Origin of the sequence: Pseudomonas sp. (assembly GCF_030147005.1) — a bacterium.
Taxonomy (GTDB): Bacteria; Pseudomonadota; Gammaproteobacteria; order Pseudomonadales; family Pseudomonadaceae; genus Aquipseudomonas.
Genome location: NZ_JASLAW010000186.1, coordinates 1 through 13232, shown reverse-complemented (window position 1 = coordinate 13232; position 13232 = coordinate 1). Strand labels below are relative to the sequence as shown.

Genomic DNA, 13232 nt, shown 5'->3' with positions numbered 1-13232 from the left:
TCGCTCAATGGCCGCCATCAGCATTTCGCCGATGTTCGTGCCAAATGCGTTATCAATCTCGCGAATACAGGTCGGGCTGGTGACGTTGATTTCGGTGAGGTGCTCACCAATTACGTCAAGTCCTACAAACAGCAGGCCTTTTTCGCGAAGGGTCGGGCCGACTTGAGCGGCGATCCAGCGATCCTTGTCCGACAGCGGCCGCGCCTCACCACGACCACCGGCCGCCAGGTTGCCACGGGTCTCGCCGGCCGCCGGGATGCGCGCCAGGCAATAATCCACCGGCTCGCCGTCGATCATCAGGATGCGTTTGTCGCCGTCCTTGATCGCAGGCAGGTAGGCCTGGCCCATGATCTGCTGGGTGCCCAGCGCGGTCAGGGTTTCCAGGATCACCGACAGGTTGGGATCGCCCGCACGGTGACGGAAGATCGAGGTGCCGCCCATGCCGTCCAGCGGCTTGAGGATCACATCACCGTGCTTGGCGGCGAACTCGCGCAGCACGTCGGCGCGGCGGCTGACCACGGTAGGCGGCGTGCACTGCGGGAACAGCGTGGCGAACAGTTTTTCATTGCAGTCGCGCAGGCTTTGCGGCTTGTTGACGATCAACACGCCGGCGCGTTCGGCCTGCTCGAGCAGGTAGGTGGAGTAGACGAATTCCATGTCGAACGGCGGGTCCTTGCGCATCAGGATCACGTCCAGATCGCTCAAGGGGCTGTCGATTTCATCCTGCAGTTCGAACCACTTCTCGGGGTTGGCGAATACCTGCAACGGGCGCATCCGCGCGCGGGCTTCGCCGTCGCCCTGGTAAAGGTCGCGCTGTTCCATATAGAACAGGGTCCAGCCGCGGGCCTGAGCGGCCAGGAGCATGGCCAGCGAGCTGTCCTTTTTATAGGAAATGCTGGCGATAGGGTCCATGACAATGCCGACGCGAACGCTCATGGGGGATTTCCTCTAGCAAATTAGGGCGCATAAAAGTGGCGTCAGAGTGGCGCTGCGGCTGTTGTGGGTCAAGGAAAAACCACCAGGCGGGCGCCTCGATAGATTGCGCCCGGAGACTGTGCTAAAAAGACTGCCACGGCGCAGCAGCCCTTGAATTCCAAGGCTTGCGGGGCTCATCCTGTGAGACATCAGGCAGTACACACCGAAAACCGATTCGCTGTGGCGATGGTAGAGCAACTATGGAACAGCATTCCAACGCCTTGAGAGTGATGGTGATCGACGACTCGAAAACGATCCGCCGCACCGCCGAGACGCTGTTGAAGAACATGGGGTGCGAGGTCATCACGGCCATCGACGGTTTCGATGCCCTGGCGCGAATCGTGGATCATCACCCGCACATTATCTTTGTCGACATCATGATGCCGCGCCTGGATGGCTACCAGACCTGTGCCCTGGTGAAGAACAACCCGGCGTTCAAGTCGATCCCGGTGATCATGCTGTCCTCCAAGGACGGTCTGTTCGACAAGGCCAAGGGGCGGACCGTGGGTGTCGATCAGTTTTTGACCAAGCCTTTCAGCAAGGAAGAACTGCTGGGTGCGATCAAGGCCTATGTGCCAGCCTTCGCCGCAGTAGAACAAGCACACTGACGCCGCCCCACAAGGGCCGTCGCCGACCAATGTAGTGGGGAAAACCATGGCACGTGTTCTGATCGTCGACGATTCGCCGACCGAAATGTACAAACTGACCAGCATGCTGGAAAAGCATGGTCACCAGGTGTTGAAAGCCGAAAATGGCGCGGACGGCGTGGCCCTGGCCCGCCAGGAAAAACCCGACGCGGTGCTGATGGACATCGTGATGCCGGGCCTCAACGGCTTCCAGGCCACGCGCCAATTGTCCAAGGAGCCGGAAACCAACGGTATCCCGATCATCATCATCACCACCAAGGACCAGGAAACCGACAAGATCTGGGGCGAACGCCAGGGTGCCAAGGACTACCTGACCAAGCCGGTCGATGAAGACACCCTGATCGCCACGCTGAACAAGGTGCTGGCCGGCTGACGGCACGCCATCATGACCGAGTCGCAAACCGCCTTTGAGTTGCTGCTGGACATCGACCGCCGCTGCCGCCTGCTGGCCGCCGACCTGCCGTCCCAGGAAACCCGCCTGCAACGCTGGAGCGGAATTGGTTTTCGCCTGGGGCAGCATTGGTATGTAGCGCCCATGGGCGAAGTCGCCGAGGTGTTGCACGAGCCGCGCTGCACCCTGATACCCGGGGTAAAACCCTGGGTCAAAGGCGTGGCCAACCTGCGCGGGCGCTTGTTGCCGGTGATGGACCTGGGCGGGTTTCTCGGCCAGGAGCTGTCCAAGGCGCGCAAGCAGCGGCGGGTGCTGGTGGTGGAATTCAATGACCTGTTTGTCGGGTTGCTGGTGGACGAGGTGGTGGGCATGCAGCATTTCGCACTCGACGCGTGGATGGCCAGTACCGCCTCCGGCGCGCCGTTTATCCAGGGCCAGTTCGCGGGCGACCCGCAGTGGCAGGTCTTCAGCCCCTTCGCCCTGGCCCAGGCTCCAGGGTTCATGGACGTTGCCGCATGACCACCGTCACCACGCCCAAACCCCAGGCCGCATCGCGCAGCCGCTCGCAGATCATCGTGCTGTTTATTGCGCTGATCGTGTTCATCATGCTGCTGTTCGCCAACTTCGCGTACCTCAACACCCAGTCCACCTACGACAAACAGTACATCGGCCATGCGGGTGAGCTGCGGGTGCTGTCCCAGCGCATCGCCAAGAACGCCACCGAAGCCGCCGCCGGCAAGGCCGCCGCGTTCAAATTGCTGGGCGAGGCACGTAACGACTTTGCCCAGCGCTGGGGCTACCTGAAAAAAGGCGACCCGCAAACCGGCCTGCCTGCCGCACCCAGTGCCGTGCGCGCTGAAATGCGCGCGGTGCAGACCGACTGGGAAGCCCTGCTGAAAAACACCGACGCCATTCTTGCCAGCGAACAGACCGTCCTGTCGTTGCACCAAGTGGCGGCCACCCTCGCCGAAACCGTGCCGCAGTTGCAGATAGAGTCGGAAAAAGTCGTCGACATCCTGCTCCAGCGCGGCGCCCCCGCCAGCCAGGTGGCGTTGGCCCAGCGCCAGTCGCTGCTGGCGGAGCGCATCCTGGGCGCGGTCAACACCGTGCTCGCCGGCGACGAAACCGCCGCGCAGGCCGCCGATGCCTTTGGTCGCGACGCCAATCGTTTTGGCGTGGTGCTCAATGGCATGCTCAACGGCAACCCCGGCCTGCGCATCACCCAGGTCGAAGACCCTGACGCCCGTGCGCGGTTAGCGGAGATCGCCGAACTGTTCGAATTCGTTTCGGGTTCCGTGGATGAGATCCTCGAAACCTCGCCGCAGCTGTTCCAGGTGCGCGCCTCGGCGAGCAATATTTTCAACCTGTCGCAAACCCTGCTCGACGAAGCTTCGCACCTGGCCACCGGGTTTGAGAACCTGGCCGGCGGGCGCAATGTGGATACCCTCGGCGGCTATGTGCTGGGGCTGCTGGCGCTGGCCTCGATCATCCTGATCGGCCTGGTGATGGTGCGCGAGACCAACCGCCAACTGCGCGAAACCGCCGAGAAGAACGAGCGCAATCAGAACGCGATCATGCGTCTGCTGGACGAGATCGAAGACCTGGCCGACGGCGACCTTACCGTCACGGCCTCGGTCACCGAGGACTTCACCGGCACCATTGCCGACTCGATCAACTATTCGGTGGATCAACTGCGCGACCTGGTGGCGACCATCAACCTCACCGCCGGGCAAGTCGCCGGCGCGGTGCAGGATACCCAGGCCACCGCCATGCACCTGGCCCAGGCCTCGGAGCATCAGGCCCAGCAGATCGCCGAGGCCTCCACTGCGATCAACCAGATGGCCCAGTCCATCGACCAAGTGTCGGCCAACGCCGCCGAGTCCTCGGCGGTGGCGGAGCGTTCGGTAGAGATTGCCAACAAAGGCAACGAGGTGGTGCACAACACCATCCACGGCATGGACAACATTCGCGAACAGATCCAGGACACCGCCAAGCGCATCAAGCGCCTGGGTGAGTCGTCCCAGGAAATTGGCGACATCGTCAGCCTGATCGACGACATCGCCGACCAGACCAACATCCTCGCCCTCAACGCGGCCATCCAGGCGAGCATGGCCGGGGATGCCGGGCGCGGTTTTGCCGTGGTGGCCGATGAGGTGCAGCGGCTGGCCGAGCGTTCGTCGGCGGCGACCCGGCAGATCGAAACCCTGGTGCGGGCGATCCAGGCCGACACCAACGAAGCCGTCATTTCCATGGAACAGACCACCATCGAAGTGGTGCGCGGCGCGCGGCTGGCCCAGGACGCCGGCGTGGCGCTGGAAGAGATCGAAGGGGTGTCGAAAACCCTGGCGGCGCTGATCCAGAGCATTTCCAATGCGGCACAGCAGCAGACGTCTTCAGCCGGGCAGATTTCGCTGACGATGAATGTGATTCAGCAGATCACAACGCAGACGTCGTCCGGCTCCACGGCGACCGCCGAGAGCATCGGTAACCTGGCGAAAATGGCCAGTCAGTTACGTCGGTCGGTGTCGGGGTTCACCTTGCCGGCAGCTAAGCAGACCGATGATTGAACCGCGATCTGCAATGGTTTTGAAAGAACGGCAAGACACGCAACCCATGAATTCAAAGCGGAGCAGTTATGGTTGATCGGCACGACTACGTGGCCCTCGAATGGGTCAAGGGCGACATTGCCGAAACCCTGAAACAGGCCCGTTCGGCGCTGGACGCTTACATTGAAACCGGCGACGCCATTGACGAGTGCCTGGCCGGTATCCACCAGGTCCACGGCGCGCTGCAAATGGTCGAGTTCTACGGCGCGGCCCTGCTGGCTGAAGAGATCGAAGCCCTGGCCCTGGCACTGCAGGCCGGGCAAGTGGGCCGGCGCGACGAAAGCATCCGCCTGCTGCAACAGGCCCTCGGCCAGTTGCCGCTGTATCTGGACCGCGTGCACAGCGCCCGTCGCGATCTGCCGCTGGTGGTGTTGCCGTTGCTCAACGACCTGCGCAGCGCCCGGGGTGAAAGCCTGCTGTCGGAAACCAGCCTGTTCAGCCCGCAGCTGTTGACGATCGCGCCGCTGCCCGATGAGGCGTTGGCTCAACGCACACCGCCGGACATGCACGAACAACTGCGTCAATGGCACGCTCTGCTGCAACAGGCCCTGGCCGGGTTGCTGCGCGAGGACCACGGCCCCAGTAACCTTGAAGACATGGCGCGGGTCTTCGCGCGCCTGGAAGCGCTGTGCCAGGGCGCGCCGCTGTTGCCGTTGTGGCAGGTCGCCTCGGCGCTGGTCGAGGGCATGCTCACTGGGGTGATCGCCAACAGCCCGGCGCTGCGCAGCCTGCTCAAGGCCAGCGGCAAGCAACTCAAGCGCCTGTTGGCCCAGGGCATTGGCGGGGTCAACCAGCCTGCGCCGGATGAGTTGCTCAAGAGCCTGCTGTTCTACGTCGCCAAAGTCACCCGGCCGACGCCGCGCATGCAAAGCCTGAAGGAACGCTACGGCCTGGATGAAGCCCTGCCCGACAGCGCCGTGGTCGATGCCGAGCGTGCGCGCCTGGCCGGCGCAGACCGCAACGCCATGGGCTCGGTGCTCGGCGCATTGTGCGAAGAGTTGGTACGGGTCAAGGAGCGCCTCGATCTGTTCGTGCGCAGCGACCGCCAGCACACCCAGGACCTTGACCCGCTGCTGGCGCCGCTGCGCCAGATCGCCGACACCCTGGCGGTGCTCGGTTTCGGCCAGCCGCGCAAAGTCATCATCGACCAGCTCGCCGTAGTATTGAGCCTGGTGCAGGGCCAGCGCGAGCCCAGTGACGCCGTATTGATGGACGTCGCCGGGGCATTGCTTTACGTCGAAGCCACGTTGGCCGGCATGGTCGGCACGGTCGAGCCGCAGAGCCGCGAAGAGACCCGCCTGCCAACCACCGACCTGACCCAGATCCACCAATTGGTGATCCGTGAATCCTGCCAATGCCTGCGCCAGGCCAAGGAATTGGTGATCGACTGCATCGAGGCCGATTGGGACCGCCAACGCCTGGAATCCCTGCCGGAGCTGTTAAGCCAGGTGCGCGGCGCCCTGGCGATGATCCCACTGCCGCGCGCGGCGAGCCTGATGCGCGGTTGCACCGATTACGTCGATGAACAGTTGATGGTCAGCGATACCGCGCCCGACGAAGCGCAGTTGGCGCATTTCGCCGACGTGATCAGCAGCCTGGAATACTACCTGGAGCGCATGCTCCAGGACCCCGAAGCCGCCGGGGAAAAAGTGCTGGAACTGGCCACTCAGGCCCTGAGCGCGCTGGGCTACCTGCCAGTTGAAAAACCCTGGCGCCAGGCATTGGCCGCACCCGACGGCGCCTTGTCCGGCGACACCGCGCCCAGCCAATCTCAATTCGATGCGCTGGCCAATCCCACCTCGCGCCTCAACCCTCCGGCCCTGCAGCGTCCGGGTAGCCTGCTGCCGCCCCCTCACGACGAAGAACCGATTGACGACGAGTTGCGCGAAGTCTTCCTCGAGGAAACCGACGAAGTCCTCGAAGTGCTGCACCGCTACCTGCCCGCCAGCACCGAAAAAACCGCCCAGAGCGAAATGCGCCGGGCCTTTCACACCTTGAAAGGCAGCGGCCGCATGGTTCGCGCCCTGGTAGTGGCCGAGCTGGCCTGGGCCGTGGAAAACCTGCTCAACCGCGTGCTGGAGCGCAGCGTTGCCATGGGCCCCGAGGTGCAGCAGGTGCTGGATGAAGCGGTGGCGCTGCTGCCGGAATTGGTCGCCGACTTTGCCACCGGCGACCAGCGCCAGCGCGATGAGGTCGACGCCCTCGCTGCCCGCGCCCATGGGTTGGCCAGCGGGGCCCCGGCAACGGTTGCCGAACCTCACGACCCGATGCTGCTGGAGATCTTTCGCAACGAAGCCCAGAGCCATCTGGACAGCTTGAACCATTTTCTACAGCAGGCGGCCGAGCACGTGCCGTTGCAGGTCAGCGATGAACTGCAACGCGCCCTGCACACGCTCAAGGGCAGCGCCTACATGGCCGGCGTATTGCCGATCGCCGAACTGGCCCGCCCGCTCGACCACCTCACCCGCGAATACAAGGCTCACCGGCTGCCGCTGGACTTGGATGAAGTCGACTTGTTGCTCGAAGCCGAAGGCGTGTTCCAGCGCGGGCTGCGTGACCTGGGCAGCGACCCCCTGGCGCCGATCAAGGGCGCGGCGGACTTGATCGCGCGCACCCAAAGCCGGTTGGACCAACAGCTTGAAGCACTGCTCAACGCCCCCGGCACCGGCCTGCGCATCAAGCGCGATCCGCACCTGATCACCAACTTCCTGGCCCAGGGCATGGACATCCTGCTCGACGCCGAAAGCCTGCTGCGCCGCTGGCAGCAACACCCCGGCGAGCGCCAGGAACTGACCGCGCTGCTGAACGAACTGACCACACTGGGAGAGGGCGCGCACCTTGCCGACCTGCACCCTATCGATCAATTGTGCGAAGCCTTGCTCGACCTGTATGGCGCGGTGGAAGAAAGCAGCCTGGCGGTCAGCGAGCGGTTTTTCCATGAGGCCGAGCAGGCCCATGAAGCGCTGATCAGCATGCTCGACCAACTGGCGGCCGGGCAGGAAATCAGCCCGGCGTCGGCACGGGTTCACGCCCTGCGCGAGTTGCTCGATGACGCCCTTGATCCGTCCGCCACCGGCCTGATCAAAAGTGACGGCGACCGCGCCCCGCGTATCGCCGAGCTGGGCGCTGCGACCGAGCAACTGAGCCGGCACACGGCGATGGACGATGAGATCGTCGACGTCTTCCTTGAAGAAGCGGTGGATATCCTCGACAGCGCCGGGCAGTCTCTCAAGCGCTGGTTGCTGGAGCCCGATGGCATGGCGCCCTTGTCCTCGTTGCAACGGGACTTGCACACCCTCAAGGGCGGCGCGCGCATGGCCGAAGTCGACGCGGTGGGTGATTTGGCCCAGGAGTTGGAATGCGTCTATGAGGGCTTGGTAGACCGTCGCTACAGCTATTCCGCCGAGTTGTCCCAGGTGCTGATGGCCAGCCATGAGCGCTTGGCCTTGCAATTGGAAGAACTGCACCAGCACCAGCCCTTGAGCGGCAGTGTCGAACTGGTCGCCAGGTTGCGCGAACTGCGCCAGAGCAGCCTTGCGGCGGCGCCGGTTGCATCGCCGCACGCCTCGGGCGCCGACCCCGAATTGTTGGATATTTTCCTCGAGGAAGCCGCCGATATTCTCGACAGCTCGGGCAGCGCGTTACTGCGCTGGCAGGCCGAGCCCGGCAACCGCCAGGAAGTGGAAACCTTGCTGCGTGACCTGCACACCCTCAAGGGTGGCGCACGCATGGTCGAGATCGGCCCGATTGGCGACTTGGCCCACGAGCTGGAGTTTCTTTACGAGGGGCTGTCCGCGGGGCTGCTCGCGCCGTCGCCCGAACTGTTCGCGCTGTTGCAAGGTTGCCACGACCGACTGGCGCAGATGATCGACGCGGTGGCGGACGGCTTGCCGGTGGGCTCGGTGGACAAGCTGATCGAACGCATCAAAAGCCTGGTGCACCCAAGCGATGAGCCGGTGGTGCCGGTGGTGTTGCCGGCGGGTAAGGCCGAAGCGGTGGTCGAGCCGGCCGCCGACATGGTGAAGATATCCGCCGAACTGCTCGACGACCTGGTCAACCTGGCCGGCGAAACCTCGATCTTCCGTGGCCGTATCGAGCAGCAGGTCAACGATGCACGCATTGCGCTCACGGAAGTGGAAACCACCATCGAGCGCATGCGCGACCAACTGCGCCGCCTCGACACCGAAACCCAGAGCCGTCTTTTCAGCCGCCAGCAGGCCGAGGCCGAGCGCTTGGGCTACGAAGAGTTCGACCCGCTGGAAATGGACCGCCATTCGCACTTGCAGCAATTGTCCCGCGCGCTGTCCGAGTCCGCCTCCGATTTGCTCGACCTCAAGGAAACCCTTGAGCGTCGCAACCAGGACGCCCACGACCTGCTGCAACAACAGGCGCGCATCAACACCCAATTGCAAGAAGGCCTGATGCGTACGCGCATGGTGCCGTTCGAACGCATGCTGCCGCGCCTCAAGCGCATCGTGCGCCAGGTGGCCGGCGAGCTGGGCAAGGACGTGGAATTCGTGGTCGGCAATGCCGAGGGCGAGATGGACCGCAACGTGCTGGAACGCATGGCGGCGCCGTTGGAACACATGCTGCGCAACGCCGTCGACCATGGCCTTGAGTCCCGCGAGGTGCGCCTGCGGGCGGGTAAACCGCAGAAAGGTCGCATCACCCTGGACCTCACCCACGAAGGCGGCGACATCGTCTTCGACATGCGCGACGACGGCGCCGGGGTGCCCCTCGAAGCCGTACGCCGCAAGGCGATCAAACGCGGCCTGCTCGCGCCCAATCAGGAGATCAGCGACCGCGACGTGCTGCAGTTCATCCTGCAACCGGGGTTTTCCACCGCCGAAAAGATCACCCAGATTTCCGGACGCGGTGTGGGCATGGACGTGGTGCACGAGGAAGTGCGCCAGCTCGGTGGCTCGATGGTGATCGACTCGATCCCGGGCGTGGGTGTGCATTTCAGGATTCGCCTGCCGTTTACCGTGTCGGTCAATCGCGCGCTGATGGTGCAATGCGCGGATGAGCAGTATGCGATTCCGCTCAATTCCATCGACGGCCTGGTGCGAGTGCTGCCCCATGAATTGGCGGGGCACTACCAGCAAGATCCGCCCTGCTATGAATATGCCGGCCAACGCTACGAACTGTTTTACCTCGGCGACCTGTTGCACACCGTCAGCCGCCCCAAACTGCTCGGCCAGTACCAGCCGGTGCCGGTGTTGCTGGTGCAGTGCAATGAGCGGCATGTGGCGGTGCATGTGGATGCCATGGCCGGAACCCGCGAAATCGTGGTCAAGGGCCTGGGGCCGCAATTTTCGGCAGTGCAGGGCGTGTCCGGCGCGACGATTCTGGGCGATGGCCGCGTGGTGCTGATCATCGACCTGCTGGCGCATATCCGCGCGCGGCCAGCGGCGTTACCGGCGCAGGCGGTGGATGCGCCAACGAGCTTCAACGGCCCGCTGAAAAAGCGCCCGCTGCTGGTGCTGGTGGTGGACGATTCGGTCACCGTGCGCAAAGTCACCAGCCGCCTGCTGGAGCGCAACGGCATGAACGTGCTGACCGCCAAGGACGGCATCGACGCCCTGGCCGTACTTGAAGAACACACCCCGGACCTGATGCTGCTGGACATTGAAATGCCGCGCATGGACGGCTTTGAAGTGGCGATCCAGGTGCGTAACGACCCGCGCCTGATGCGCCTGCCGATCATCATGATCACCTCGCGCACCGGCCAGAAACACCGCGACCGCGCCATGGCCATCGGCGTCAACGACTACCTTGGCAAGCCGTACCAAGAGTCGGTGCTGCTGGAAAGCATCGCGTACTGGAGCAAACCCCATGCTTGACCACCGCGCCAGCCAACTCACCGGCCTGCTGCTGCCATTGGCCGATCGGCACCTGATACTGCCCAACGTCGCCGTCGCCGAGCTGATCGACTTCCAGCGCGGCGAGCCGGCCAGCGATGCACCGCCCTGGTACCTGCGCCAAGTGACCTGGCGCGATCGGCAAATCCCCTTGATCAGTTTCGAAGCCGTGTGCGGCGAAGCCGGCGTGACCGGCGAACGTTCGCGGATCGTGGTCTTGAACGCACTGGGCGGGCGGCCGACCTTGAAGTTTATTGCGCTGGTGATCCAGGGCATTCCCCGCTCGTACAAACTCGACAGCGAGTTGAGCTACGTGGATGTGCCGCTGTGCCCGCTGGAACTGGCGGCGGTGCAGGTGGGGGAACAGGTGGCGAAGGTGCCGGATTTGATGGGGCTCGAAGCGCTGCTGGTCGAGTCCGGCCTGGCTTGAACTGTGCGCGGGGCAGTGTTTTCGCACATACATGCCATCAAACTTGTAGGATGTGCGCCTAACGTCTCTCGTTAACCATAGGAACAGCGGAGCAGATAACAGTGCGCGCGAACGCACGTCACTTCCAAGGAGGCCTGTATGGCTGAAAAACCTATGGCTGATTTACCAGCCAACCCTCAACCCTCGAGCGAGGAAGGCATTCCTGCTCCAAGCGGGGCCGCCAACCTGATTGATACCGATTATGTAATCGGACAAGACAACATCAAAGGCGAGTTTTCTTTTTCGCTGGATATCCACGGTAAGGTCTTCATTATTTCGGCGGCGACGATCGTGCTGTTCGTCATTCTGACGCTGGCCTTGCAGAACGAAGTCGAGCCCCTGTTCAGCGCGATACGCAATTGGCTGACCGGCCACCTGGCCTGGTTCTTCATGAGTGTGGCCAACGTTTTCGTGGTGCTGTGCCTTGTGCTGATCGTTTCACCGTTGGGCAAGGTTCGCCTCGGCGGCCGTGATGCCAAACCGGACCATTCGTATATGGGCTGGTTTTCAATGCTGTTTGCCGCCGGCATGGGCATTGGCCTGATGTTCTACGGGGTCGCTGAACCCATGTCGCACTATGCCGCTTCCATGGGCGGTGTGACCCTTGACCCCAATGGCGTGCGCACCGATTGGGCGCCGCTGGGCGGTGCCGCCGGGGATATGAAAACCTCCGCCGACCTGGCGATGGCCGCGACCATATTCCACTGGGGCCTGCACCCTTGGGCGATCTATGCGATCGTCGCGCTGTCCCTGGCGCTGTTTTCGTATAACAAAGGTCTGCCGCTGTCGATACGCTCGATTTTCTACCCGTTGCTGGGTGAACGTGTGTGGGGCTGGCCGGGGCATATCATCGATATCCTGGCGGTGTTCGCCACCTTGTTCGGCCTTGCGACCTCCTTGGGGATCGGCGCGGAACAGGCGGCTGCGGGTATCGAATACCTGTTTGGCATTCAGTCGACGAACCTGAGCAAGGTGGTGCTGATTGTCGTCATCACGCTGATCGCCCTGTGGTCGGTGCTGTCCGGCCTCGACAAGGGCGTCAAGATGCTGTCCCAGATCAACATGGGGCTGGCCTTGCTGCTGTTGCTGTTTATCATCGTCGTGGGCCCCACCCTGGCTATCTTCACCGGGTTCTTCAAGAACCTGGTGACCTACGTCGAGTACTTGCCCGCGCTGTCCAACCCCTTCGGCCGCACCGACGCGCAGTTCACCCAAGGCTGGACTGCGTTCTACTGGGCCTGGTGGATCAGTTGGTCGCCGTTTGTCGGCATGTTCATCGCCCGCGTGAGCCGTGGCCGCACCGTACGCGAATTCCTGATCTCGGTGCTGCTGGTGCCGTCGCTGGTTTCGGTGTTGTGGATGACCACCTTCGGCGGCACCGCCATCGACCAGACCACGCTGCAAGGGTTCATGGGGGTCAAGGATGCCGTGCTGGAGCTCAAGTTGTTCGCCATGCTGGGGCATTTGCCGCTCAAGGAAATCACCTCGTTCCTGGGGATTATCCTGGTCATCGTGTTCTTCATTACCTCTTCGGATTCCGGTTCGTTGGTGATTGACACCATCACGGCCGGCGGCAAGGTCGACGCGCCGGTACCGCAGCGAGTGTTCTGGGCGGTCATCGAAGGCGTGATTGCCATTGCCCTGTTGCTTGGCGGCGGGCTGGTCGCGCTGCAGGCCATGGCGGTTTCCACCGGCTTGCCGTTCGCCATCGTGCTGATGCTGGGGTGCATTTCCCTGGTCAAGGGGCTGATGTCGGAGCCGCGATCCTGAACGTAAAAAAGGCGCGCCCCAGGGCGCCAATGCCCTTCAGTCAATAACACGCGCTCCACCGTGGCGAGGGAGCTTGCTCCCGCTGGGTCGCGAAGCGGCCCTGGAAAATGGGACTGCTGCGCAGTCCAGCGGGAGCAAGCTCCCTCGCCACGGGTTACTCACTGTTCGCGCCAGCTTTTAACTGATCGGCATCAGCGTCCCAGGGCGCACTTTTTTCGCTCGGTGCATCAATCCCACAATGCTTGAATCGGCGTGCCCGGCACGTAGTGATGGGCGATCTGCGCCTGAAACAATTCCGCCGCAGCCAGCGCATCCGTGAGCGCGTGGTGGGCGTGATAGCGAGGCAGATGATAGCGTTCGCGGCTATCGGTGAGCCTGATCGAGGGCTGCGCAGTCCAGCGGGAGCAAGCTCCCTCGCCACGGGTTACTCACTGTTCGCGCCAGCTTTTAACTGATCGGCATCAGCGTCCCAGGGCGCACTTTTTTCGCTCGGTGCATCAATCCCACAATGCT

8 protein-coding genes and 1 pseudogene are annotated in these 13232 nt (G+C 63.2%); 7 read left to right on the top strand and 2 right to left on the bottom strand.

What is annotated here, in order from left to right:
- Positions 1–936: glutathione synthase (gene gshB / locus Q1V60_RS17375; RefSeq protein WP_300632792.1), on the bottom strand; the 936-nt coding region annotated here is incomplete at its 3' end.
- A gap of 239 nt (positions 937–1175) precedes the next feature.
- On the opposite strand from gshB, the gene pilG reads away from it, so the two are divergent.
- The 7 genes from pilG to Q1V60_RS17340 all read left to right on the top strand — a co-directional run bounded on the left by pilG (position 1176) and on the right by Q1V60_RS17340 (position 12719).
- Positions 1176–1583, top strand: a complete 408-nt coding sequence (pilG, locus tag Q1V60_RS17370) for a twitching motility response regulator PilG (protein ID WP_300632790.1) — start codon at positions 1176–1178, stop codon at positions 1581–1583.
- A gap of 46 nt (positions 1584–1629) precedes the next feature.
- The gene (pilH, locus tag Q1V60_RS17365) at positions 1630–1995 is read left to right on the top strand and encodes a twitching motility response regulator PilH (RefSeq protein WP_300632788.1); all 366 of its coding nucleotides are present in this window, start codon (positions 1630–1632) and stop codon (positions 1993–1995) included.
- A 12-nt stretch (positions 1996–2007) separates the two neighbouring features.
- Positions 2008–2532: a chemotaxis protein CheW gene (locus Q1V60_RS17360; RefSeq protein WP_300632786.1), complete on the top strand. Its 525-nt coding sequence runs from the start codon at positions 2008–2010 to the stop codon at positions 2530–2532.
- Positions 2529–4580, top strand: a complete 2052-nt coding sequence (locus Q1V60_RS17355; RefSeq protein WP_300632784.1) for a methyl-accepting chemotaxis protein — start codon at positions 2529–2531, stop codon at positions 4578–4580. The genes Q1V60_RS17360 and Q1V60_RS17355 overlap by 4 nt, the downstream gene beginning before the upstream one ends.
- 68 nt (positions 4581–4648) lie before the next feature.
- The gene (locus Q1V60_RS17350; RefSeq protein ID WP_300632783.1) at positions 4649–10462 is read left to right on the top strand and encodes an Hpt domain-containing protein; all 5814 of its coding nucleotides are present in this window, start codon (positions 4649–4651) and stop codon (positions 10460–10462) included.
- Positions 10455–10910 carry a chemotaxis protein CheW gene (locus Q1V60_RS17345; RefSeq protein ID WP_300632781.1) on the top strand — a complete coding sequence of 152 codons (456 nt, stop codon included), beginning with the start codon at positions 10455–10457 and terminating at the stop codon, positions 10908–10910. The genes Q1V60_RS17350 and Q1V60_RS17345 overlap by 8 nt, the downstream gene beginning before the upstream one ends.
- A 153-nt stretch (positions 10911–11063) precedes the next feature.
- A complete protein-coding gene (locus tag Q1V60_RS17340) occupies positions 11064–12719 on the top strand; it encodes a BCCT family transporter (RefSeq protein ID WP_300632794.1) in 1656 nt (551 codons plus the stop codon).
- Between the two features lie 227 nt (positions 12720–12946).
- Here the strand turns inward: Q1V60_RS17340 and Q1V60_RS17335 are convergent.
- A pseudogene (locus Q1V60_RS17335) lies at positions 12947–13108 on the bottom strand (3'-5' exonuclease); the annotation flags it as partial.
- Positions 13109–13232 lie beyond the last annotated feature (124 nt).